The organism is Alteromonas australica (assembly GCF_000730385.1).
GTDB lineage: Bacteria > Pseudomonadota > Gammaproteobacteria > Enterobacterales > Alteromonadaceae > Alteromonas > Alteromonas australica.
Genome location: NZ_CP008849.1, coordinates 1,644,893 through 1,667,853, shown reverse-complemented (window position 1 = coordinate 1,667,853; position 22,961 = coordinate 1,644,893). Strand labels below are relative to the sequence as shown.

Here is a 22,961-nt window from a genome sequence, read left to right as displayed (position 1 = left end):
TTAACTGATTTTTTTACGGTTAACCATTCCAAGAAATATCAATACGCCGCAGAAAATGCCAAGGGTATTTGGCCCAGAAGCTGAAACGATAGTGTTCTCGTAAGTATACACGTAATTTAATGAGCTAATTGCTTCATAATCCCAGCTTACACCGGCTGCACCAGATGCATCTGCAACTGTTTGGCTTAAGGTTGAGAAGAATAAAGAAACAGTGTCTGTACCATTTCCAATAAAATCACCAAGAGTATAAGCAGTGCCTGTAGTCGAACTATCAATGTTCAGCGTATCCGAAGCAGTTTCAGCCACATCGCTACTATCACCGTCAGCTAAATTACCGATAGTAACTGAACTTTCAGGGTCCACCATCTCAATATATGTTGGACCGGTAAAATTATTTGTAAAGGGGTCGTACGAACCTAACGCCAAACCCATTAGCAAATTGCTCTGGTTAGCGTTAGAATTACCCGTTTCGGAAGACCATAAACCAAATCTTAGCGTGAGTTCTGCTGTGATCTCTTTCGCTGTATTAGAACCGTTATCTGGGTCGTCATTATCCAGTTCAATCTCACCATAGGTTGTACCGGAGAATGATAGGGATACATTAACCAATGTACCCAAAGAAGAATCGAATGTAGGAATTGATAAATCTTCGTAGGTATCATAAAGCGATCCCGAAGACCCAATAGGACCACCTGAAACGCTACCAGAAACGGTTTCGGTTACAACCGCAGCCTTTGCAAATCCACATGCTAAAAGCACAGGCAGCGCAATCAGTTTTATTAGGTTACTTTTTTTCATATTAGGGACTCGGTTATTTAATAAACGCCGTAGCGCTTATTTATTTTAAATTATGCTGAATCTAACAAGAACTAGCATAGACAAAGCAGGAAGCGAGCCAACTTTTAAAGCACTGATTTACAATGAAATTATCAGATATAAATTTCAAATTGTAAATAATTCTGACAGAAAACATACATAAAACCGGCTTTACCCCCATTCGCTCAGATAATGCCTTACTCGCTAAGGTTTCTTAAATATCATCCGTCTTTAACTATATTTTTGGCACTCGCCGACTTTGGCTAGCTTCGAACAATAAATCTGCTATTCCTATTTAATGACTTATCGACTTACGTCTAACTGTAAAATAAATACCAAAAGCGGGACGCATTCATTTACGTTAGTATGAACAAACTATACCAATAAGAGAGTATACTTATGCACCTTAAACCCTTAATGTCATTGATGGTTAACTTCAAAGCTATGCCTTATAGTTCTGCACGAAGCTTCACTACCGCTCTCGTTGCCTTGCTGGCCCTCATTATTCCTTGTATACCCAGTTATGCAGTAGAAAATACTCATTGGCAGAAAGTTGTGGCTGACAATCTTGTTACCCTCCAAACCCACTACGGCCCGGTCACCATTGCCCTTGAACCCGATCTGGGCCCCCAGCACGTTGCACGTTTTAGAAACCTTATAAAGGAAGGGTTTTATGATGACCGTTATTTTTACCGCGTAGTTGATGGCTTTGTGGCGCAAGGCGGAAGTAACGAGACTCACGAAGTCACACCCAAAACCAGTCTTTTAAAAGCAGAGTTTACTGTTCCTTTGAAGGAAGCAGCAATGGTAGTTGAAAACAATGATCCCTTTGCGCCTGCTACCGGGTTTTATCATGGCTTCCCTGTAGGCATCGATAAATCAAGACAAGAAATGTGGGCTCTGCACTGCCCGGGTACCGTTGCTTTTGCCCGAGACAACGAAAAAGATACCGGCAGCACAGAGTTTTATATTGTAATTGGACAAGCTCCGCGTCATTTAGACAGGAATATGTCAGTGGTAGGTAGAGTCGTCTCTGGCATGCCCGCATTACAAAATCTGCCTCGGGGCGACAACGACAAAAGCGGCTTTATTGAATCCCCCCCCGCAGAAAGCAAAATTGTGTCTACCTATATAGGTGCAGCAAAAGATGTAAAAACAAGTGATACGCAAAATGCGGCGCCTTTTTATCTACAATTACCCACCCACAGTGAATACAAAAAACGCATAGAATTAGGGGAAAACCTTGAGAGCCCTTTCTTTCATGACAAAGTTTACGCCCCTAGACCCATTGATGTTTGTTATTACACCACGAAAGCGACCCAGACGCCTTGGTAGTCAGTGTGGGTGATTAGCGCAATTTTGACTAATTTACCCGCATTTTGCTGATAGTTTGGCTTGTAAAGAACACATATTGACCAGTTAGAAAAAGTTAGTTAAAAAGGGGTTGACGGGTGCAGGGTGAATACGCATAATACGCGCCACTTCCTGAGAGGGAAGAGAAAATAGAAGGCTACGTAGCTCAGTTGGTTAGAGCACATCACTCATAATGATGGGGTCGCAAGTTCGAATCTCGCCGTAGCCACCACTTTCTCATATATCTCTTTTAGGAATGTCTAGCTGCGCGGAAGTGGTGGAATTGGTAGACACGCTGGATTTAGGTTCCAGTGCTTCACGGCGTGAGAGTTCAAGTCTCTCCTTCCGCACCACAACTGGGGTATAGCCAAGTTGGTAAGGCAGCGGGTTTTGATCCCGCCATTCGTAGGTTCGAGTCCTGCTACCCCAGCCATTCTTTTTGAGTCAGCTAGTGTCTATGCGGAAGTGGTGGAATTGGTAGACACGCTGGATTTAGGTTCCAGTGCTTCACGGCGTGAGAGTTCAAGTCTCTCCTTCCGCACCATTTGGGGTATAGCCAAGTTGGTAAGGCAGCGGGTTTTGATCCCGCCATTCGTAGGTTCGAGTCCTGCTACCCCAGCCATATTCTAAAAAGCCGCTCCCTTGAGCGGTTTTTTAATGAAGTTAGAAAGAAAGGCTACGTAGCTCAGTTGGTTAGAGCACATCACTCATAATGATGGGGTCGCAAGTTCGAATCTCGCCGTAGCCACCATTCTTTATAGTTTCAATCGTTTTGTATGTTTACGCGGAAGTGGTGGAATTGGTAGACACGCTGGATTTAGGTTCCAGTGCTTCACGGCGTGAGAGTTCAAGTCTCTCCTTCCGCACCAATTGGGGTATAGCCAAGTTGGTAAGGCAGCGGGTTTTGATCCCGCCATTCGTAGGTTCGAGTCCTGCTACCCCAGCCATATTCTAAAAGCCGCTCCCTTGAGCGGTTTTTTTTCGCCTTTCGTTTGCTGAACACAGCAGAAACAGGTGAAATAAAACACACTATTAGCATTTGCATAAACTTTCGTTAACCAAGCATAAATCTTCACTTAGTAACTGGCTTTTCTAGCTTCATTTCACCAAGGGGCATGCTAGTATTGACCTTTAATCAACGATGGGCTTCACCTATTAACACGCTAAATAAAGCATGCATGCTCTTATTCTAGCTGCCACTGGCGCTTTATAGTGAAATTTCAGCCCGAATTAAAACAATAACAAAGGACAGTACGTGATAAACGAATTCGTTTCATTTGTGAATAATATTTTATGGGGCGACGGCCAAGTTCTCATTATTATGCTACTTGCTTGTGGCATTTGGTTTACCGTTAAACTTGGCGGTGTACAACTGCGGCATTTTGGCCATATGTTTAGCCTACTCAAAGGCAGTACTACAGCAAGTAAAGACGGAATAAGCTCCTTTCAGGCATTATGCACAAGTTTATCTGCACGTGTAGGCACGGGTAATCTAGCTGGCGTAGCTGTCGCAATTTCTTTAGGCGGCTCAGGCGCAATCTTCTGGATGTGGATGATAGCGTTATTAGGCATGGCTACGGGCTTTGCAGAAAGTGTATTAGGCCAACTGTATAAAGTGCGTGATGAAAATGGCGAATTTCGTGGCGGCCCAGCTTATTACATTAAGCAAGGCTTGAATAAAACCTGGTTAGCCGTCGCCTTTTCTCTTTGCTTATTCTTCGGCTACGGATTTGTGTTTAGCGCGGTTCAAGCCAACACCATTACTGATGCACTTAACAATGCCTACGCTTTCCCTAGCGAGTACGTGGGGATCGCCATTATTGCATTGGCTGCATTAATTGTTGTGGGTGGCTTACGAGGTATAGCGCGTTTTGCTGAGTTTGTGGTGCCTTTTATGGGCATAAGCTACGTGTTAGTGGCGCTAGCTATCACCTTTATTAATATTTCTGAACTGCCTGCTATGTTGATGGACATCATTACATCGGCATTTGGCCTTCAAGAAGCCGGAGCTGGTGCATTAGGTGCAGCCATTAAAAATGGTATTCAGCGCGGTTTATATTCAAATGAAGCTGGCAGTGGTTCAGTACCTCACGCGGCAGCCAGTGCAGTACCTAACCCTAATCACCCCGTTTCCCAGGGATACATCCAAATGTTAGGGGTATTTCTAGATACCCTTATTTTATGTACTTCCACTGCATTTATCATCCTTCTTGCTGGTGGCTCAAGCTCCGAACAAATGGAAGGCATTCGGCTCACCCAAGATGCCATGAGTAGCCACTTAGGCGAAGGTGGCACTGACTTTGTTGCCGCTGCCATTAGTTTATTTGCCTTTACCTCTGTGGTTGCCAACTATGCTTATGGCGAAAGTAATTTGCATATGTTTAAGCTAGATAACAAAATTGGCCGTGCCGTTTATACCATTGGTTACTTGGGAATGATTTATTGGGGCGCACAAGCCGCTCTACCTCAGGTATGGGCCATGGCCGATATGGCACTTGGTTTAATGACCGTGATTAACATCATCGCCATTGTGTGGATGACACCCACCATAGTGTCAATAAGCAAAGATTACTTTAAGAAAAAAGACAGTGGTGAAAAGGTAGAATACAACGTTGGCGACTGTGACATTCAAGGCAAGTCTGAAGACGGCGTGTGGGATTAAAACGAGTCGCCTTTTTACGCCATAGTTATGAAAAAGGGCTAACACACTGTTAGCCCTTTTTCTTTCTAACCTACAATTCAACCAACCCTATCCACTTTCCCATCTATGGCTATTCTGGTCTTAGCAGCTCAAAGTAATTTTCTTGAGAAATGGTGTAGTAGTCGCCCTGCCCGCCCCCACGACTGACAGGGGCACTCTTTAGCGTACTGTAAACACCGTTTTCTATCAGTGATTTATCAATATGCACTCCCACGACCTCACCCATAATAAACCAACTGTTCACCATATCGCCAGACGAGGATTTTAGCTGAACCACTTCGGTTAATTTGCATTCCATACTGACTTTACTCGCCTTAACACGCGGGACATTCACTATTTGACTTTCTACCGTTTCAAGACCCGCCGCTTCAAATTCACTTTCGTTAGGCGCCAACGGTTTACTGGTTACATTCATTGCCTCTACCAGGTCTTGAGAAACAAGGTTCCAGCAGAACTCGCCGGTTTCTTGCACATTGATGAGCGAGTCTTTTTTGCTACCCACACACGAAAAGCCAATAATGGGCGGCGTATAATTTAATGCATTAAAAAAACTATAAGGAGCAATATTAAGCACTCCCGCTTTTGATTTTGTGGAAATCCAACCAATGGGCCGCGGGGCAATAATGGCATTAAAAGGGTTATGGGCTAAACCATGTCCTTCATTAGGTTGATAAAAGTGACTTTGCGACAAAACCATTCCTTAAATTTTATGGTAGGGTAAATAACTATGAATACATATCTATAGCTTTTCAAGAATAACTAACCCGAGGTTTTATATGACTGCAAGAAGTGTCGCTTTTTCACGAACAAGACTCACAGAGTTGATGGTACCTTCATTTGCGAATTTCGGTGGAAAGGTTCACGGCGGCGTTATTCTCTCGCTTATGGATAAAGTTGCATACGCCTGTGCAAGTAAGCACGCGGGCGCCTATTGCGTTACAGTGACGGTGGATGGCGTTGAGTTTTTACAACCTGTTGAAGTAGGCGATTTGCTGCATTTGGATGCCACGGTACATTTTGTTGGTAACACCTCCCTGGTTGTAGGCATTAAGGTAACGACGGAAAACATTAAAACCAACGAAGTAAAACACACCAATAACAGCTTCTTTACCATGGTGGCGAAAGACGACAGTGGCTCACCGGTTCAGGTCCCCGAATTAGAACTGGCTACCCATAACGAAATGCGTCATTTTGTGACGGCCATCCGTCGAGCTAAGATAAGAAAAGAAGCACAGGTGCGCCTACAACATGACTACGATGCCTTTATACCCAAGGAAGACTTTGCCTTGGTCGACACACACAGAGGAAAGATTACCTTCGACCGAAAAAGCTGAGTAAAGGGGATTGCGTTAGAAAATGCGGCGAGGCTTTATTTAAAACAATTCCATTCCCCGCCGCACTGCTTAGCTGAATACCAAAAACGTGGCGCGAGCACTACGCCTTTTTAAGTTTCTTCTTTAACTTTTTCAGCTTACCTTCTTGCTTTGAAATTTTAGCTTTCGTTGCTTTGATTTCTTTTTTTAGCTCTTTTTTCTTAGCCATATTTTTATTCCTTCCGTTATTATTGTGTTTGCTACACAGTGACTACTCACTTTTTAGCTTAATATTTTCATCGCTCTGTCCTTCACCGTTCAGTGCAATGAAATCTCGAATGAAGCGCCTCACTTCCCGAGCGGCTGAAGTATCAAGCGCTTCACACAGCGCGATAAATTCTGCTCGCTCTTCATCGTTAATGCGAATAATCATCTGACTATTCTTTTTCTTCTTTTTATTGTTTTTTTCAGACATCTTGAATCCTATGTTAGGCAAGACAACGCCATTCACTTTAAAATGTATATCTAATGTATATACATTTCAAGATGAATTTACCCTTTTTACGGGATGGTTTATAAAACGAGCAAGAATGCGGGGTATGGCATGATAGCGCTGGAAATGTAGGCGAAAAAAAAACGGAAGCAAAGCTTCCGTTTTTTCATTTGGTATTATTTAGGTGACCATTCAAACTTTTTGAATGGTTCATCCACCGGTGTCTCAGCAATGTGATTGGTGTAGTTACTCATCACTTTTTGCGCAAGAATTAAAATAATTTCTAGCAATTGCTGATGCTTATAACCAGCGCTATAAAAAGCGTCTAATTGGGCGCTATCAATGTTACCTCGGTTGCGGGTTACCGCCAGTACAGTTTCTTTCAGCGTATTTAGCTTAGCATCCGAAAGTGTATCGTCATTACGTAACTCTTCAATTAAGTCGTCGCGTACTTTCATGCTTTTAGCAATACCAGTGTGAGCAGGTACGCAATAGTGACAACCATGTTCGACATTCACTGCCTGCCAGACAACTGTCAATTCTTCTGCATCAAATGAAGTTTCTTGCGCTAACTTATGAAGTACTTGGTAACCTTCAAGTAACGTAGGCGCTTCAGCCATAACCCCATGCAAGTTCGGGATCATGCCGAAAGCTGCTTGTGAATTATCAAGTAAAGGCTTCGCTGCTTCTGGCGCTGACTCTTTCGAATGTATAGTAAAATCGCTCATGTCACTCTCCTATTGATGTGAACAAAAATATGGCATAACGCAACTTAGCGTTACCCAAATTCAATGCTATGAGATCAATAATAGGTTTACTTGAACGATCGTTCAAGTAATAATTGAACACATGTTCAAACTATTCACGTATAAGGTATGCAGCTATGAAATATGACCATGATAAAGTCATCGAGAATGCCACAACCCTTTTTTGGAAACGCGGCTTTCATGCGGCAGGTATGCGTGATATTCAACAAGCTCTCGATATGCGCCCAGGCAGCATTTATGCGCGATTCCAAAGCAAAGAGGGGTTATTCAAACTTGTTGTAGAGCGCTATGCAGAAAACAGCCAAGCAAAATTAAAGGCCGTGGCGAATGAAAGTTCTCCACTCGCAGCGCTGCGCGCTTTCTTCGAAAATGCCTTAATTAGCCCCAACGAACAACGATACATGCGTCAATGTCTGTTGGTGAAATCTATCGCTGAACTGGATGTGATAGGCGATATCGCGAAAAAAGCGGTGATTGATAGCATGGAAAAAGTGAAAGGCTGCTTTATTGATGTCGTCAACGCCGCCATTGAAGCGCAAGAGTTACCTGAATCTACACCTGTTACACTTGCCGCTGACTGGCTTCAAAATCAATTTGTCGGTATGCGCGCCTTTGCGCTATTGCAAGATGAAGAAGCGCCCATACAAACGATGATAGATAAAGTGTTGTTAGATATTAAAGGCCAATGGCCGGCCAATACCACACATTAGTCTGTATGTGCCGTCGCCAAGTGCTGAAGCTTGCTGGTGTGTCTTGAGCGTGTTAGGAATAGCCTACGGTTCTTTGCACACCATCAGCGGCTAAGAAAATAGTAACCGTAATAGCTGTGCAATGAGCAATATGCCCATAAGGGGCCAGATCCACTTTGCCCATTTTGCAGCGTCTTGGTGACTAATGCGCAATTTAGAGCGCTCGATTAAAGGAATGATTAACGCTAGCGCGCCAAACAACACCGCCAGTAAAATTAGCACTTCCATTATCTTAATCCTATCGCGTATTTAAGCACTTCTCTCTTTGCAGGTTCAATACGCTGAGCAACCGAAAGAAGTTGGTTTCTAAACCATTTAATGGGGGCAAGTTCGTTACTAAACAAGGTATAAAACCCATCCATGGCACTCATCATTAACGCATTGTCACGTCGCCGAGGCGCTTCATAGTTAGCTTTAAGCGCAGCACGAAAGTCATGGGAAGATAACGCAGTATATTGGGCTGATACTGCCAATAACGCCTCAACGTCTTTGAAACCTAGGTTCACCCCCTGCCCCGCTAGCGGGTTAATCGTATGTGCAGCATCACCAATGAGCACACAATTCCCTCTTATATATTCACTCGCATGGGCGCGAGTCAAAGGAAATACGGCTTTATCTACAATAGTGAAGCCATTTCCATCAGCGGTGAGTTCTAAAGGAAACGCATTCATGATTTCTGAGGATAACTGCCCATTATTAAGCTTGGACAAATTCGCAAGCACATCAGGATTATCGTACCAAACCAACGAACCATAATTGCCAAACATGGGCAAAAATGCTCTTGGGCCTTGTGGTGTAAATTGTTGCCAAGTGATGGGCTTTACAGGTTTATCCAATAAAATGGTAATGCCCATTGCCTGTTGTTGATACTGCCAGCCCGAGCTACCAATTCCCATGGCTTGCCTCACTTGAGAGTGCGCGCCATCTGCGCCAATTAACCAGGTTGCACTCACGCCCTCCCCATTACAAAGCACTACCGAAACCTGTTTATTTTCTTCACCGCTGTCACTTTGCTCGATATGTTTTACCGACTGGCCACTGTAAATATCGACTTGGCTACATGCCTCTAGCGCTTTATGACAACCTAGTTGGATGAGCCTGTTTTCGACAAAATAGCCAAGCTGCTTTTCGCCCACACTTTGTGAAGTGAAATCGGTACGATGCTGTGGTGCATCCCATACACTCAGCCCGGTATACGCTTTGTAACGCATGGATTCAATGTATTGCCAGGCACCGAGTTTACGCAACAAACTTACCGATGACGCACTAATGGCAGACACCCGCAGGTCTGGGCCATCTTCCGCATTAAACTCTCGAGGCGGCGTAGGTTCGATAACTGCAACTTTGAACCGCTGCTGCGCAAGCCCCAATGCCAGGGCGGCACCCACCATGCCACCACCGTTTATACAAAAATCGTACATATCGTCTCCCGCTGCCGTTTAGGTGTGCGAATTAGTATTAAATCATACGCTTGCATTATGTCGTAAAAGCTTAAGCTGTGGAAATGAAAACCTAGTCATGTCATCAGCTGAAGGATTTATCAAGGAATCCTATGAATACGCTGGGAAATTGCGACTATTACAGGTAAAATATGCGGCTATTTTGAACATCTTCCCAAATCTGCGCGCACCGGCTTTGTGTATCAACACCTAACGTGTTCATTTTTAATGGCTGGGCAATAGCTTACGGGAACTTTAACAGGTTATAGAATAGTTGTTATGACTAAAAAGCTGTATATCAAAACCTGGGGCTGCCAAATGAACGAGTATGACTCGGAAAAAATGGCAGACTTGCTCGATTCCACCCACGGGTACACGCCTGCAGAAACCCCGGAAGAGGCAGACGTGATCTTGTTGAATACTTGCTCTATCCGCGAAAAAGCGCAAGAGAAAGTGTTTCATCAACTTGGCCGTTGGAAAAATTTAAAACAGGACAAACCCGATTTATTAATTGGCGTGGGCGGCTGTGTGGCATCACAAGAAGGCGATGTTATTCGCCAACGCGCTCCCTACGTGGACTTAGTATTCGGCCCTCAAACTCTGCATCGTTTGCCAGAAATGATTAACGAGTTACAAGGTGGCGCTAAATCGGTTATTGATGTTAGCTTTCCAGAAATTGAGAAATTCGATCGCTTACCGGAGCCTCGTGCAGAAGGCCCTACTGCGTTTGTTTCCATTATGGAAGGTTGCTCAAAATATTGTACTTTCTGCGTAGTGCCTTACACACGTGGTGAAGAAGTGAGTCGCCCGGTAGACGATGTACTTTTAGAAATAGCCCAATTAGCGGGTCAAGGTGTGCGTGAAGTTAACCTGTTAGGTCAAAACGTTAATGCGTTCAGAGGCGAACACTTTGATGGAACAATATGCACCTTTGCAGAACTTTTAGAGCTTGTTGCGTCTATAGACGGTATCGACAGGATCCGTTATACCACATCGCACCCCGTTGAATTTACCGACGATATTATTGAAGCTTACGCGTCTATTCCTGAATTGGTCGATCATCTGCACCTTCCCGTGCAAAGCGGTTCAGATCGTATCTTGAACTTAATGAAGCGTGGCCACACCGCCATAGAATATAAATCAAAAATCCGTAAGCTTCGTAAAATTCGCCCGAATATCAGTATGTCGAGCGACTTTATTATTGGGTTCCCAGGTGAAACGGATGCCGATTTTGAAGCAACCATGGATTTAATTAAAGCCGTTGATTACGACCTTAGCTTCAGCTTTATTTATAGTGCTCGTCCAGGTACCCCCGCCGCTGACGCAGTAGACGATGTTAGCGAAGAGACGAAGAAACAACGCTTACACCTTTTACAACAGCGCATTACTCAACAAGCATTGAGAATTGCCCGCCACATGGTAGGCACCGAACAACGGGTGTTAGTAGAAGGGCCATCGAAAAAGAACCCAATGGAGCTTTCAGGACGTACTGAAAACAACAGAGTGGTAAACTTTGAAGGCACGCCGGACATGATTGGTGAGTTTGTTGATATTAACATTACCGACGTTTTCACTAACTCATTACGCGGCGATGTAATACGTAGAGAAAGTGAAATGGGCTTGCGAGTCGCGGTTTCGCCCCAATCTATTATGGCAAAGCATAACGCTGAGCAACCTGATGAATTAGGTGTGGGTACTTTCACCCCTGCCTAACCACAAAGAAAAGTGAGGAATACAGTAGTTTGAGTACATTGGTAAGTAACGAATTTGAATTAGAACCGGCAGATACTAAGCGTTTGTCGAGTTTGTGCGGCCCATTTGATGACAATATTAAGCAAATTGAACGCAGGCTAGGTGTAGAAATCACCTACCGAAACAATGCTTTCAAGGTGCTAGGTGAACCACAACAAATGAGCAGTGCTGCAGAGTTACTTAAATCACTGTATGTGGAAACTCAGCCCATTAAAGGGCGTATTCCTGAGCTTGAGCCCGAACAAGTTCACCTGGCTATTCAAGCGTCTCGCGTTATCGAGCAAGATGCTGAAGGTGGTTATGGCAAAGAAATTAATATTCGCACCAAACGTGGTGTCATTAAGCCACGAAACCCCAACCAAGCTCAATACGTGGCTAATATTGTCAATCATGACATTACTTTTGGTGTTGGGCCGGCGGGTACAGGAAAAACTTACCTTGCCGTTGCCGCAGCCGTAGATGCCTTAGAACGTCAAGAAATTCGCCGTATATTACTGACACGCCCAGCCGTTGAAGCGGGTGAAAAGCTTGGTTTTCTACCAGGTGACTTGTCGCAAAAAGTAGATCCTTATTTACGCCCACTGTACGACGCCCTATTCGAAATGCTTGGTTTCGAAAAAGTAGAAAAGCTCATGGAGCGCAACGTCATTGAAGTTGCACCATTAGCTTATATGCGAGGCCGTACACTTAATGACGCCTTTATTATTTTAGATGAAAGCCAAAACACCACGGTAGAACAGATGAAAATGTTCCTTACCCGTATTGGCTTTAACTCAAAAGCCGTGATTACTGGCGATATCACCCAAGTAGACTTACCTCGCGGCGTGAAGTCTGGTTTGCGCCACGCCATTGAAGTGTTGAGTCAAGTTGATGATATATCATTTAACTTTTTTAACGCTGAAGACGTTGTCCGCCACCCAGTGGTCGCTCGTATTGTCAGGGCCTATGAGCAATACGAAGCGGATCAGGAACGTATAAGAAAACAACGCAAAGAAGAAGCGCTGCAAGCACAACGGGATGCTGAAGCTAAAGCGTCTGACAGTAGCGAAAACAAGCAGTGATTGCGATAATTGACTACCAACAAGCGTTTGAAGGTGATGAAGGGATAGCCAGTGCAATCCCTTCTTTGCCACAAATAGAGCAATGGGCAAATGCAGTACTTGAATGTCAGGGTTTAGGTGAACATGAAATTACGGTTCGTTTCACCGATGAAGAGGAATCGCAGTCTCTGAACTATGAATACAGAGGAAAAGATAAGCCCACGAATGTGCTTTCTTTTCCTTTTGAAGCGCCACCAGGCATAGAAATGAATTTGCTGGGTGACCTTGTTATCTGTGCCCCTGTGATAATGCGAGAAGCAGAAGAACAAAACAAACCTCATTTGCACCATTACGCTCACATGGTTGTTCATGGCATCTTACATCTACTTGGCTTTGATCACATTGAAGATGGCGAAGCGGAGGCCATGGAAGCAAAAGAAATTTCAATTCTAGCCACATTGAAGATAGACGACCCCTATCAAATTAAGTAACGTATTACTTTAACTACCGCTCAGCTGAAAGGCCATGGATGACAACGCCAATTCACCCTCGTGATATTAAAAATGACCCCGTTATAAGTCGTTTACTGGAAAAAATGCCAGATAAAGTGGCAGATTCATTTGACGAAGAACAGCTGTCTCATATTAGAAACGCTATTGGTGCCCGTGAATGGGGAAAACATAAACTTGATATTCGAGGCACCATTAAGTTCTTTAAATGGCGCTATTATTATGTTGTTTTAGCCGGTAGAAACCGACGTTCGTTGTCTGATGCTGAAGTTAGGTTTGCCACGTTAGTGAATGCCGCTTTTTTTGCTGTTTTTTTGCTGGTATCCATTTTAGTAGGTCTGATCGTTCTCTATTTAGTAAAATCAGCGCTTGGCATTAACCTTATTGACGGTTGGAGCCTTGGACTGTGGAGTTGGTTTAAAGAGAGCGTTCTTAACTAAATACAAGAAACCAAACACCACAACGTTAAATTTTATAATAACTTCTATACCAGTTTACAAAATTTGTTATGCCTTCCGTAATAGATACCTTGGGCATATAACCTGTATTTTTATTTAAAGCATCAACATTTGCGTAAGTAGCAGGTACATCTCCAGCTTGTATAGGAAGTAAATTCTTTTTCGCTTTAACACCTAATGCATTTTCTAAGGTTTCGATAAAACTCAGTAAATGTACGGGCTCGTGGGCGCCAATGTTATAGATTCGATAAGGCGCTTTACTCGTTGAAGGATTTGGTGTTTTCCCGCTCCAAGACTCATCTGAAGCTGCGTTATTGTCAAGCGCCTTTAAGACTCCATCGACAATATCATCTACATAGGTGAAATCTCTATAATGATCGCCGTAGTTATACACTTGAATTTCATCACCCGCTAATATTGCTTTTGTAAACTTAAACAAAGCCATATCGGGGCGCCCCCAAGGGCCGTAAACTGTAAAGAATCTTAACCCAGTCGTAGGAAGCCCGTATAAATGACTATAAGAGTGGGCCATTAGCTCATTCGCTTTTTTAGTGGCGGCGTAGAGACTTACGGGATGATCCACATTGTCAGACTCTATAAATGGCATGGTTTCGTTCGCACCATATACCGAACTAGAAGAAGAATAGACGAGATGCTTTATATTCTCGTGTCGACAGCCTTCAAGAACATTAACGAAACCGACTAAGTTAGAATCTACGTAAGCATGTGGGTTTTCAATTGAATAACGAACACCAGCTTGCGCTGCCAAATGCACTACTTTATCGAACCTTTCGTCTTTGAATAATGCTGCGACGCCTTCTTTATCCTCAATCCCTAACTTCACAAATGAAAATTTATCGCCATGGGAACTTTGACTAATGTCCTGAAGCCGCGCTTCTTTAAGCTCTACTTCATAGTAGTCATTTAGATTGTCAATACCTACTACAGTATGCCCTGCGCTTAACAACGCTTTACACGTTGCTCCACCAATAAAACCAGCAGCGCCAGTAACCAAAACCTTCATGTTATCTTTATCCATATTTTAATATATTTGTATGTTCTAATTTTGCGCCATGAGATACAAGAAAACTTTTTATTTTTCCACCCACTTTTCAGTGTATCGAGTGTCGTTTCATTCGTTTAATGACTCTTAGCCAACAATATGCTTTAATCAATGATGGCCGATGAAAAATAAATTCTTACAAAAATCATGCTACTCCATACTATATTTCGGCTACCCTTAAAAACGCTTTTTACTGAACAATATTTGGTCGAGAGTTTTAAAAATGGATAAAGAGGCTTTAGCAGTGCACAGCGACATGGACCCCGATAAAATAAACACATCGTCAAAAGGGGGCTTTATAGTAAGAAACCAAAGCGGCTTCTCTACTGCTTATAGACTCGTTGACTTAGTTATCATCACTTGCATATTCTATGTTTGCCACCTTTATCTCGTCAGTTTTATCCCCGACAATAGCATTGTTGCCCTACTCATTTTTGCAGTTATATTTCAACTAGTTGCAGAAGCTATGGACTTATACCGCTCTTGGCGCGGATATAGCACCACTGAAATACTGAAAAATACAGGCTACTGCTGGAGTATCACCTGTATCCTCTCACTGACTGCGTATTTTATATTGGGTATTAACACCTTAAACAATGCTGTTTTGATTTCGTGGTTCGTCACCTCTGCCGGCGCATTACTCAGTTGGCGTTTCGTCATGCGAAACTTCCTATTTAAAATTAGAAAAAGCGGCATGAACACCCGCCAAGCCATTGTTATTGGCGCCACCAAAACTGGGTATAGCTTAGCGCATCAAATTGTTGATAACGAACAGCTGGGCATTAATTTTCAAGGCATGTTTGATGATCGCGCCGAAGATAGGCTGCCACACAAGTTCAAAAACCAAGTACTTGGTGGTATTGAAGATGCCATTGAAATGGCGCGAGCGAATAAAGTGGACTACATCTATATTGCCCTTCCTATGAGTGCGGAAAATCGCATCCGCGACATTTTAGAAAAGTGCGCAGACACCACCGCAAACGTTTATATTATCCCTAACTTCTTTATTTATAATTTGATGAACGCGCGATGGCAAAGTATTGGTTCAGTGCAGGCGCTTAGTGTTTACGATACCCCGTTTCAAGGGGCCAGCGACCTTCTCAAGCGCGCTGAAGATATTGTACTCAGTAGCATTATTTTGCTTATGCTGACATTACCTATGCTATGTATTGCCGCAGCGGTCAAGCTCACCTCTCCCGGCCCCGTCATTTTCAAACAAAAACGTTATGGTTTAGATGGTAAGCAAATTCTTGTTTATAAGTTCCGCTCAATGAAGGTACAGGATAATGGCCCCGTGGTGAAGCAAGCCACCAAGAACGACCCAAGAATTACTAAACTCGGTGCTTTTTTACGTCGAACTTCGTTAGACGAACTGCCTCAGTTTATTAATGTCTTACAGGGGAGAATGTCAATTGTGGGCCCCCGCCCCCATGCTGTTGCGCACAATGAAGAATATCGTAAGCTGATTAAAGGCTATATGCTTCGTCATAAAGTACGCCCCGGCATTACCGGCTGGGCGCAAGTTAATGGGTTGCGCGGTGAGACGGAAACCATAAACAAAATGGTGAAGCGTGTGGAATACGACCTTGATTATATTCATCGCTGGTCTGTATGGTTAGATTTGAAAATTATTTTCATGACAGTGTTCAATGGGTTCATTAACAAGAACGCGTATTAGTCGCTTTTTTCAGGTGCAACCATTCACATCAGGAGAGCATTTACCGCTCTCCTTTTTTATTCGAATTTAACCGTTTTTTCTTGCCGATTTGCCCATACTATTGCTACAAAGTAATCACTTAATGTATGTTTTTACACTTTCAATCAATAAAGCATTGACGACCTGTCGTAAGACATTTAACGTTGGCGTTGATTTAATAAAAAACTGGACACTATGAGCGACGATAATCCTCACTCTACCAACGGCTCCTCAGGCAAAAGTTGGTTAGATAAACTCAAGCTTTCAATCTCTGGCGAGCCGAAAAGTAAAGAAGAACTGGTGGAAGTTATCTCTGAAGCCGAGCGTAGCGAAATTATTGACCCGCAAACACGGGAAATGATTGAAGGCGTGATAGGTGTTAACGAGATGCGTGTGCGCGATATTATGATCCCGCGGGCACAAATGACCACTATTGATGTCGAGCAAGACGTAGAAGCCTTTCTTCCCGTGATGTTGGAATCTGCCCACTCACGTTTCCCTGTTATTAGCGAAGACAAAGACCATATCGAAGGCATTTTGCTAGCGAAAGATTTGCTTAGCTATGCGTTTAATGCTGAACGGGAATTTAATTTGCGCGATGTGTTGCGCCCTGCGGTTATTGTGCCTGAAAGCAAGCGTGTTGATGTGCTTTTGAAAGAATTCCGCCAACAACGCTATCACATGGCCATTGTGGTCGATGAATACGGCGGTGTGTCAGGCTTAGTGACGATTGAAGATATTCTTGAGATTATCGTAGGTGAAATCGAAGATGAATTTGATACCGAGGAAAGCGGTACCGATGATATTCGCCCGTTGAACAAATCGACCTATTCGGTGAAAGCGCTCACGCCCGTGGACGAATTTAACTCCTTCTTTGAAACCAGCTTCAGTGAAGAAGAAGCCGATACTATTGGTGGTATTGTGCTCAAGGCATTTGGCCATATGCCAGAAACCAATGATGAAGTCACCATTGGCGATATTCAGTTTAAAGTGACAAACTCAGATAAGCGTCGTCTTATTCAACTGAAAGTCTCAGTCCCTTCTTTGGAGTAATTCTTCTGAAGACATTACTCGCGTATTTGTTGCTAGCCATTTGCGGTGCAAGCCTTACATTAGCGTTTGCACCTTTTAGTATATGGCCCCTAATGATTCCCGTATTGGCCTTGGCTATTCGCCAAATTGCCAAACTTCGCCACAGAGCTTTCTTAGCTGGCTGGGTGTTTGGCATGGGCTGGTTTGGTGCGGGAATTAGTTGGGTACATGTCAGTATTGCCGATTTTGGTGGCCTACCGCTGGTAGGGTCGCTAGCTATCATGGCGTTGCTTTGCGGTTACTTGTCATTATTTCCTGCATTGGCCTTTAGCCTCACTTCCCGCTTTTTCACGGTGAACTTGTGGCCATTAGCGCTCCCGTTTTTCTGGTGTTTAAGTGAATGGTTGCGTAGTTGGTTGTTGACTGGTTTTCCTTGGCTGTCCTTAGGCTACAGTCAAATTGACAGCCCCTTATCGGGTTGGGCGCCTATTATTGGTGAAACAGGGTTGACGGCCCTGTTACTTATTGCCGCTTCTCTTCTTGCTTGTAATGGGTTTAAGCGAGCAACCCTCAATGGCGGATTAATATCACTGGCCATTTACGTTAGTGGCTGGTTGGCTTTACAGCATGCTTGGGTTTCGCCAAAACAGACTTACTCTGTCGCCATGGTACAAGGTAATATTCCACAATCCTTACGCTGGGTGCCTGAGCAAGATCAACCCACCATGGATAAGTACTTACACCTTACCGAGCCCCTTTGGAATAGCGATTTAATTATATGGCCAGAGGCCGCTGTGCCAAAATTAGAGCCGCTGGCACAGCCCTATTTGGCTAGGGTTAATGAACGTGCATTTAACGAAAATACCGCGCTAATTACAGGCATCGTTAACTTTAATTGGGAAACCCAAGAAGCGTGGAACAATTTAATTGTTTTGGGTAAACGCACGCCTACGGCGACACTTCCTGATTACCAGTACTTTCATAATAATCGCTTTGCAAAACACCATCTGTTACCTGTGGGTGAATTTGTTCCTTTTGAAGACTGGTTGCGCCCTCTTGCGCCCTTGTTTGATTTACCTATGTCTTCGTTTGCTAGAGGGGCGTATCAACAAGCAAATTTAGAGGCAAATGGCATTCACTTAGCCCCTGCAATTTGCTTTGAAATTGCCTTTCCTCGCCAAGTGGCAGCAAACCTTTATGCCAATACGGATATGATTATTACTGTCAGTAATGACGCCTGGTTCGGTCGTTCTCACGGCCCTGCTCAGCATTTAGAAATAGCCCGTATGCGCGCCCTAGAGTTCGGGCGGCCAGTCTTACGGGCTACCAATAACGGTATTTCTGCGTTTATTGATGCGAAAGGACAAATTACCGCCCGCTTACCTCAATTTGAAGCGGGTAGCCTAACGGCACCGGTCACGGCAACCGAAGGGCTTACTCCCTATCGTCAACTTGGCGACCTCCCTATGGGGATATTATTAACGCTATTGCTCATCGTTAGCATCACCAGCAAAAAGCACAGACGTTTATTTAGCTAGTTCAGCGGTTTGACTCGCAAGGTGAACAGGTAATGACGCAACAAAAAAGCGGAAATGACAGGGTCATTTCCGCTTTTATCCATGCAAATGAGCACTCTCTTTGTATTACGCGCCCGCCGCTTGAATAGCCGTAAGTGCAATGGTAAAGACGATATCATCAACTAAAGCGCCACGGCTTAGGTCATTAACCGGCTTTCTCATACCTTGTAGCATGGGCCCTATGCAAACAAGATCAAAGCTTCGCTGAACAGCCTTATACGTGGTGTTACCCGTATTTAGGTCTGGGAATACAAACACATTGGCCTTGCCCGCCACGGGGCTATTTGGCGCTTTACTGCGCCCCACACTTTCAATGGCAGCAGCGTCATACTGAAGCGGCCCGTCAATAAGTAAATCAGGGCGTAGCGACTGTGCAATTTTAGTGGCTTCTCTTACCTTTTCTACGTCAGAGCCTGCACCTGAGTCGCCAGTACTGTAACTGATCATGGCCACCCGTGGCTCGATGCCGAACATCTCTGCCGATGTAGCAGATTGTATTGCAATATCAGCCAACTGCTGTGCATTAGGATCGGGGTTGATGGCGCAGTCGCCGTAAACCAGAACTTGGTCTGGTAATAACATAAAAAACACTGAAGACACTAGCGACGCATTTTCAGCGGTTTTGATAAGCTGCAAAGCGGGGCGAATCGTATTCGCAGTGGTGTTGACCGCACCGCTGACTAATCCATCGACATCGTCGTGTTGAAGCATCATTGTGCCTAAGGTGACATTGTCTTGCAGCAGTTCATTAGCAACCACATCGGTAACGCCTTTGTGACCTCTTAGCGCGACCAAGCCTTCCACGTACTGCCCGCGAATAGCTGAAGGTGAGAGAATTTCCACCCCTTCACTCAGGGAAACACCTTGTTGTGCTGCCACCCTTTGAATTTCGGCTTCTTCACCTAAAAGTACTGGCCGTGCCAAACCACGCTTTGCACATATCGCAGCAGCTACCACTGTTCTTGGTTCATTACCCTCGGGTAAAACAATGCGCTTATTCACTTGTCGAGCACGATTCGTGAGATAAAAACGAAAGGCAGAAGGAGAAAGCTTTTTCTGACGAGACACTTTTTCTGTTAGCGAGGTAACCCAGCTAGCGTCTAAACTTTCTGCGGTGTGCACCATGACTTTTTCGATACGTAAGCTATCATCAACAGGGACTTCTTGATTAAACGCATGCAAGCCTTGTGCAGTTTGCCAGGTATTAGTATTCACTGACATCACTGGTAACCCGGTTTCCATAGCTTGGTTACAGAGTTTTTGAATATTCTCATCAATACTATAACCGCCGGTAAGCAATAGTGCGCCTAATTTGGTGCCATTGAGCGCCGCTAAGCAACAAGAAACGAACACATCGCTTCTATCTCCCGACAGTACCAGTAGCGCCCCGGGCTTAAGCGCATGTGTCATATTGTGAATTTCTCTCGCACAAAACGTCACACTGCTTAGACGGCGAGAGGCAATATCCCCTTCGTTTATTAACTGAGCGTCGAGGTGTTTCGCCACATCAATTGCGCGAGGCGACACTAAATCAGCATTCCAATCAACACTGCCCAAAAAGGCTAAACCTTTAGAGAAAATAGGCAATGAACGAAGCGCTTCGCATCTTTCTTCATCGTGCTCAGGCGCGTCTATTGCACCAATATCAGCGCGAAGCCTTCCATGCTCATCTAATGGTGCATTCACTTTATTGAAAATGCAGCCTACCACTTTCTTACTTTTGTGGCCGCCATAAGTGTCCACCACAATTTCAAGACGATGGTTAATATCCACGGGGTTTTCATTGCCTGGTACGCACACAAATACGATATCGGCGTCTAGCGCACGACTAATTTCTAAGTTCAATCGCTCTGCATAAGGGTGGTGGCGAGTGGTCACTAGCCCTTCAATCACCGTGACCGCGTCACTTTGCTGATGCTGTTCGAATCGCTCAATAATCTCTTCAAGCAATTCATCAGTATTGTCGCTACTGATCATCTGTTCCACATAGCCTAATTCAAATGGCTTTATTGGCTTTACACTGCAGTGGTGACTAATGATGGTTGTAGAGCGCTCTTCACCATTATCACCTCTTCGTGGTTGGGCTAGTGGCTTGAAAAAATTTATCTTGATGGCTTGTTCTTCTAAAGCGCGAACTAACCCCATGCTAACCGTAGTAAGACCCACACTGGTACCTACTGGAATTAACATAATTCTGCGTGACATATAAACTCCTGGTAAATTAGGCGAAGGTTGCGGCTTCAGCAGCAATCACCCACTCTTCGTTAGTGGGTACGACAAAAACACGCTTATTGGATGAATCAGACGCGATATCGCCGCCTTTACCAAACCGCGCCTGTAGATTTCTGTCGGTATCAATATCTACACCTAAATGAGAAAAATAACCCATAGTGGTCTCACGAATAAGGGACGAGTTTTCCCCAATGCCGCCAGTAAATACGATGGCGTCTAGTGATGGCACCGCAATCATGTACCCGCTAATATATTTGGCTAGCCTATAACAGAACATTTCAATGGCTAATTTCGCCCCCTCATGCCCTTCAAGTGCAGCATCTTCTAATGTTCGACAATCGTTGCTTAACTCCGAAATGCCTAACAAACCCGACGACTTGTTCAGCAAATCATTAATTTCATCTGCCGTTTTGCCCAGTTTATTTTGCAGGGTTCCGGGTAGGCTTGGGTCTAAATCACCGCTTCGGGTCCCCATAATGAGCCCTTCTAACGGAGTAAAACCAAGGCTGGTATCAACGGCAATCCCCTGCTCTATGGCTGTCACACTGCAACCATTACCCAAATGAGCACTAATAATACTGGTTTGTGCCACTGGTTTATCTAGCAGCGCAGCCGTACTGTCTAAAATAAACTTGTGACTGGTGCCGTGGAAGCCATAGCGTCGAATGCCGTGATCGCGATACAACGCTTTCGGAAGCGCATAAAGATACGCCTTTTCAGGCATCTTTTGAAAAAAGGAGGTATCAAAAACCACCACATGAGGCAAATCTGGGTAGGCTTCTTGCGCCGTTGTAATACCTTTTAAATTCGCCATATTATGCAAAGGTGCCATACTGGCGTACTTTTCAACGTCAGCGAGTACACTGTCGTCCACCAATGCGGCTTGCTTGAAACGCTCACCACCGTGAACGACGCGATGTCCAACTGCAATGGGCGCGACCCCAGTATCGGTAATCACCGTTTGAATCGCATTCAGTGCTTCCGTATGGCCGGCATTAGGCGACAATTGCACTTTATTTTTACTGCCATTATGTTTGAAAGTGAGACTAGCATCGCTATTTCCTAAACTTTCCGCTATCCCTGATAATCCTGCTTCACCGGTATCTGCATCTATGATGGCAAATTTAACCGATGAGCTCCCACAATTTAAAACAACGACGTCTCTTTTCATTCGATCACTTTAAGGTATGAAGTTAACAATACAAACACGGATAAGTGTAACAATTTTGGGCATTTTCACTTAGTAAACAATAGTTTTAATTGTAGCTTAAATATCATGAAAACAACATCTTAAATGAAAGTAATTCTCAACAACCGGGTTAATAATTACTCCTTTCACTGAACGAAAAATAACGATGACAAAAAAATTTTAATTTTTTTTTGCTATTTTTTCTTGAAAAGCCATTTCCTCACCCTATATATGAATTGTCGGCGCTGAAAGGTCAGGTCGACAGAAATGCCGCCGAAGTATCGGGGCACAATTTTTTTAAACATATTGCTTTATATTGAGGATATGACTATGCGTACTATCGATCTATCTCCACTTTACCGTTCATTTATTGGTTCAGACCACCTAGCTTCATTAATTGATGCTGCGTCTCGTGCTGAAAAACAAAGCACTTACCCTCCGTATAACATCGAACTTCTAGACGATGATAAATATCGTGTCACTATGGCCGTTGCTGGTTTCAGCAAAGAGGATGTCACCATAGAAGTTCAGGAAAATACGTTAACGATTACGGGTAAAAAGGCCACTGAAGATAAGGAAGCCACTGAACGTAAGTTTTTACATAAAGGTATTTCAGAGCGTAACTTCGAACGTAAGTTCCAGTTGGGCGACCATGTAAAAGTACTTGCGGCCGACATGGAAAATGGCTTATTACACATCGATATGGAGCGTGTCATTCCAGAAGCGAAGAAACCAAGACAAATTGAAATTGGTTCAAGGTTGCTTGAAAACAACTAATTGAT

General features: G+C 44.0%; 21 protein-coding genes and 8 tRNA genes. 20 read left to right on the top strand and 9 right to left on the bottom strand.

The window, feature by feature from the left end; translation table 11 throughout:
* On the bottom strand, positions 1–798 hold the full coding sequence (locus EP13_RS07410; RefSeq protein ID WP_044056737.1) for a choice-of-anchor E domain-containing protein: 798 nt from the start codon (positions 796–798) through the stop codon (positions 1–3).
* Positions 799–1,215: 417 nt separating this feature from the next.
* Here EP13_RS07410 and EP13_RS07405 point away from each other — a divergent pair, with 417 nt between their 5' ends.
* From EP13_RS07405 to EP13_RS07360, 10 genes are all read left to right on the top strand, one after another.
* Positions 1,216–2,151, top strand: a complete 936-nt coding sequence (locus EP13_RS07405; RefSeq protein ID WP_052364318.1) for a peptidylprolyl isomerase — start codon at positions 1,216–1,218, stop codon at positions 2,149–2,151.
* Between the two features lie 173 nt (positions 2,152–2,324).
* Positions 2,325–2,401, top strand: a tRNA-Met gene (locus EP13_RS07400).
* A gap of 36 nt (positions 2,402–2,437) precedes the next feature.
* A tRNA-Leu gene (locus tag EP13_RS07395) sits at positions 2,438–2,522 on the top strand.
* Between the two features lie 4 nt (positions 2,523–2,526).
* A tRNA-Gln gene (locus tag EP13_RS07390) sits at positions 2,527–2,602 on the top strand.
* 26 nt (positions 2,603–2,628) lie between these two features.
* Positions 2,629–2,713, top strand: a tRNA-Leu gene (locus EP13_RS07385).
* Between the two features lie 2 nt (positions 2,714–2,715).
* A tRNA-Gln gene (locus EP13_RS07380) sits at positions 2,716–2,791 on the top strand.
* Positions 2,792–2,843: 52 nt separating this feature from the next.
* A tRNA-Met gene (locus tag EP13_RS07375) sits at positions 2,844–2,920 on the top strand.
* A gap of 33 nt (positions 2,921–2,953) precedes the next feature.
* Positions 2,954–3,038 (top strand) — tRNA-Leu (locus EP13_RS07370).
* A 2-nt stretch (positions 3,039–3,040) separates the two neighbouring features.
* Positions 3,041–3,116, top strand: a tRNA-Gln gene (locus EP13_RS07365).
* A 308-nt stretch (positions 3,117–3,424) separates the two neighbouring features.
* Positions 3,425–4,831, top strand: coding sequence for an alanine/glycine:cation symporter family protein (locus EP13_RS07360; protein WP_044056736.1), 1,407 nt, complete (start codon positions 3,425–3,427; stop codon positions 4,829–4,831).
* A gap of 109 nt (positions 4,832–4,940) precedes the next feature.
* On the opposite strand, the gene EP13_RS07355 is transcribed toward EP13_RS07360, so the two are convergent.
* Complete coding sequence (locus EP13_RS07355) at positions 4,941–5,561, bottom strand: flavin reductase family protein (RefSeq protein ID WP_081869469.1); 621 nt, start codon at positions 5,559–5,561, stop codon at positions 4,941–4,943.
* A gap of 85 nt (positions 5,562–5,646) precedes the next feature.
* On the opposite strand from EP13_RS07355, the gene EP13_RS07350 reads away from it, so the two are divergent.
* On the top strand, positions 5,647–6,204 hold the full coding sequence (locus tag EP13_RS07350) for an acyl-CoA thioesterase (protein ID WP_044056734.1): 558 nt from the start codon (positions 5,647–5,649) through the stop codon (positions 6,202–6,204).
* 250 nt (positions 6,205–6,454) lie between these two features.
* Here the strand turns inward: EP13_RS07350 and EP13_RS07345 are convergent, their stop codons facing one another.
* The gene (locus EP13_RS07345) at positions 6,455–6,658 is read right to left on the bottom strand and encodes a hypothetical protein (RefSeq protein WP_044056733.1); all 204 of its coding nucleotides are present in this window, start codon (positions 6,656–6,658) and stop codon (positions 6,455–6,457) included.
* 194 nt (positions 6,659–6,852) lie between these two features.
* Entirely contained in the window at positions 6,853–7,404 is a 552-nt protein-coding gene (locus EP13_RS07340) for a carboxymuconolactone decarboxylase family protein (RefSeq protein ID WP_044056732.1), read from the bottom strand.
* Positions 7,405–7,559: 155 nt separating this feature from the next.
* On the opposite strand from EP13_RS07340, the gene EP13_RS07335 reads away from it, so the two are divergent.
* Complete coding sequence (locus EP13_RS07335) at positions 7,560–8,153, top strand: TetR/AcrR family transcriptional regulator (RefSeq protein ID WP_044056731.1); 594 nt, start codon at positions 7,560–7,562, stop codon at positions 8,151–8,153.
* A gap of 90 nt (positions 8,154–8,243) precedes the next feature.
* Here the strand turns inward: EP13_RS07335 and EP13_RS19300 are convergent, their stop codons facing one another.
* Both EP13_RS19300 and EP13_RS07330 read right to left on the bottom strand, forming a co-directional pair.
* A complete protein-coding gene (locus EP13_RS19300; RefSeq protein ID WP_172655506.1) occupies positions 8,244–8,420 on the bottom strand; it encodes a hypothetical protein in 177 nt (58 codons plus the stop codon).
* Positions 8,420–9,613, bottom strand: a complete 1,194-nt coding sequence (locus tag EP13_RS07330; RefSeq protein WP_044056730.1) for an FAD-dependent monooxygenase — start codon at positions 9,611–9,613, stop codon at positions 8,420–8,422. The genes EP13_RS19300 and EP13_RS07330 overlap by 1 nt, the downstream gene beginning before the upstream one ends.
* 297 nt (positions 9,614–9,910) lie before the next feature.
* Here EP13_RS07330 and miaB point away from each other — a divergent pair, with 297 nt between their 5' ends.
* The 4 genes from miaB to EP13_RS07310 are packed head-to-tail and all read left to right on the top strand — an operon-like array spanning position 9,911 to position 13,372.
* A complete protein-coding gene (miaB, locus tag EP13_RS07325) occupies positions 9,911–11,344 on the top strand; it encodes a tRNA (N6-isopentenyl adenosine(37)-C2)-methylthiotransferase MiaB (RefSeq protein WP_044056729.1) in 1,434 nt (477 codons plus the stop codon).
* Positions 11,345–11,373: 29 nt separating this feature from the next.
* Positions 11,374–12,444, top strand: coding sequence for a PhoH family protein (locus EP13_RS07320; protein ID WP_044056728.1), 1,071 nt, complete (start codon positions 11,374–11,376; stop codon positions 12,442–12,444).
* Positions 12,441–12,914: an rRNA maturation RNase YbeY gene (gene ybeY / locus EP13_RS07315; RefSeq protein ID WP_044056727.1), complete on the top strand. Its 474-nt coding sequence runs from the start codon at positions 12,441–12,443 to the stop codon at positions 12,912–12,914. Before EP13_RS07320 ends, ybeY begins: the two co-directional genes overlap by 4 nt.
* Positions 12,915–12,952: 38 nt before the next feature.
* Positions 12,953–13,372: a hypothetical protein gene (locus EP13_RS07310; RefSeq protein ID WP_044056726.1), complete on the top strand. Its 420-nt coding sequence runs from the start codon at positions 12,953–12,955 to the stop codon at positions 13,370–13,372.
* Between the two features lie 25 nt (positions 13,373–13,397).
* On the opposite strand, the gene EP13_RS07305 is transcribed toward EP13_RS07310, so the two are convergent.
* Positions 13,398–14,414 carry an NAD-dependent epimerase gene (locus tag EP13_RS07305; RefSeq protein ID WP_044058819.1) on the bottom strand — a complete coding sequence of 339 codons (1,017 nt, stop codon included), beginning with the start codon at positions 14,412–14,414 and terminating at the stop codon, positions 13,398–13,400.
* Positions 14,415–14,676: 262 nt separating this feature from the next.
* Between EP13_RS07305 and EP13_RS07300 the strand changes: the two genes are divergently transcribed.
* The 3 genes from EP13_RS07300 to lnt all read left to right on the top strand — a co-directional run bounded on the left by EP13_RS07300 (position 14,677) and on the right by lnt (position 18,719).
* Positions 14,677–16,131, top strand: coding sequence for an undecaprenyl-phosphate glucose phosphotransferase (locus EP13_RS07300; RefSeq protein ID WP_156026741.1), 1,455 nt, complete (start codon positions 14,677–14,679; stop codon positions 16,129–16,131).
* Between the two features lie 213 nt (positions 16,132–16,344).
* Positions 16,345–17,202 (top strand): HlyC/CorC family transporter, encoded by an 858-nt coding sequence (locus tag EP13_RS07295; RefSeq protein ID WP_044056725.1) that lies wholly within the window; start codon positions 16,345–16,347, stop codon positions 17,200–17,202.
* Between the two features lie 92 nt (positions 17,203–17,294).
* Positions 17,295–18,719 carry an apolipoprotein N-acyltransferase gene (lnt, locus tag EP13_RS07290; RefSeq protein WP_156026740.1) on the top strand — a complete coding sequence of 475 codons (1,425 nt, stop codon included), beginning with the start codon at positions 17,295–17,297 and terminating at the stop codon, positions 18,717–18,719.
* 105 nt (positions 18,720–18,824) lie between these two features.
* On the opposite strand, the gene pta is transcribed toward lnt, so the two are convergent.
* Together pta and EP13_RS07280 are read right to left on the bottom strand one after the other, a co-directional pair.
* Positions 18,825–20,963, bottom strand: coding sequence for a phosphate acetyltransferase (gene pta / locus EP13_RS07285; protein ID WP_044056723.1), 2,139 nt, complete (start codon positions 20,961–20,963; stop codon positions 18,825–18,827).
* Positions 20,964–20,979: 16 nt separating this feature from the next.
* Positions 20,980–22,161: an acetate kinase gene (locus EP13_RS07280; protein ID WP_044056722.1), complete on the bottom strand. Its 1,182-nt coding sequence runs from the start codon at positions 22,159–22,161 to the stop codon at positions 20,980–20,982.
* Between the two features lie 348 nt (positions 22,162–22,509).
* Between EP13_RS07280 and EP13_RS07275 the strand changes: the two genes are divergently transcribed.
* Positions 22,510–22,956, top strand: coding sequence for an Hsp20 family protein (locus tag EP13_RS07275; RefSeq protein WP_044056721.1), 447 nt, complete (start codon positions 22,510–22,512; stop codon positions 22,954–22,956).
* Positions 22,957–22,961: the final 5 nt, after the last annotated feature.

Bases quoted from the DNA above. Each gene is read 5' to 3' on its own strand.
- EP13_RS07330 (WP_044056730.1), bottom strand. From the start codon at position 9,613: ATGTACGATTTTTGTATAAACGGTGGTGGCATGGTGGGTGCCGCCCTG.
- EP13_RS07350 (WP_044056734.1), top strand. From the start codon at position 5,647: ATGACTGCAAGAAGTGTCGCTTTTTCACGAACAAGACTCACAGAGTTG.
- EP13_RS07280 (WP_044056722.1), bottom strand. From the start codon at position 22,161: ATGAAAAGAGACGTCGTTGTTTTAAATTGTGGGAGCTCATCGGTTAAA.
- EP13_RS07340 (WP_044056732.1), bottom strand. From the start codon at position 7,404: ATGAGCGATTTTACTATACATTCGAAAGAGTCAGCGCCAGAAGCAGCG.
- pta (WP_044056723.1), bottom strand. From the start codon at position 20,963: ATGTCACGCAGAATTATGTTAATTCCAGTAGGTACCAGTGTGGGTCTT.
- miaB (WP_044056729.1), top strand. From the start codon at position 9,911: ATGACTAAAAAGCTGTATATCAAAACCTGGGGCTGCCAAATGAACGAG.
- EP13_RS07275 (WP_044056721.1), top strand. From the start codon at position 22,510: ATGCGTACTATCGATCTATCTCCACTTTACCGTTCATTTATTGGTTCA.
- EP13_RS07305 (WP_044058819.1), bottom strand. From the start codon at position 14,414: ATGAAGGTTTTGGTTACTGGCGCTGCTGGTTTTATTGGTGGAGCAACG.
- EP13_RS07300 (WP_156026741.1), top strand. From the start codon at position 14,677: ATGGATAAAGAGGCTTTAGCAGTGCACAGCGACATGGACCCCGATAAA.
- EP13_RS07310 (WP_044056726.1), top strand. From the start codon at position 12,953: ATGACAACGCCAATTCACCCTCGTGATATTAAAAATGACCCCGTTATA.
- EP13_RS07410 (WP_044056737.1), bottom strand. From the start codon at position 798: ATGAAAAAAAGTAACCTAATAAAACTGATTGCGCTGCCTGTGCTTTTA.
- EP13_RS07345 (WP_044056733.1), bottom strand. From the start codon at position 6,658: ATGTCTGAAAAAAACAATAAAAAGAAGAAAAAGAATAGTCAGATGATT.
- EP13_RS07405 (WP_052364318.1), top strand. From the start codon at position 1,216: ATGCACCTTAAACCCTTAATGTCATTGATGGTTAACTTCAAAGCTATG.
- EP13_RS07295 (WP_044056725.1), top strand. From the start codon at position 16,345: ATGAGCGACGATAATCCTCACTCTACCAACGGCTCCTCAGGCAAAAGT.
- lnt (WP_156026740.1), top strand. From the start codon at position 17,295: ATGATTCCCGTATTGGCCTTGGCTATTCGCCAAATTGCCAAACTTCGC.
- EP13_RS07335 (WP_044056731.1), top strand. From the start codon at position 7,560: ATGAAATATGACCATGATAAAGTCATCGAGAATGCCACAACCCTTTTT.
- EP13_RS19300 (WP_172655506.1), bottom strand. From the start codon at position 8,420: ATGGAAGTGCTAATTTTACTGGCGGTGTTGTTTGGCGCGCTAGCGTTA.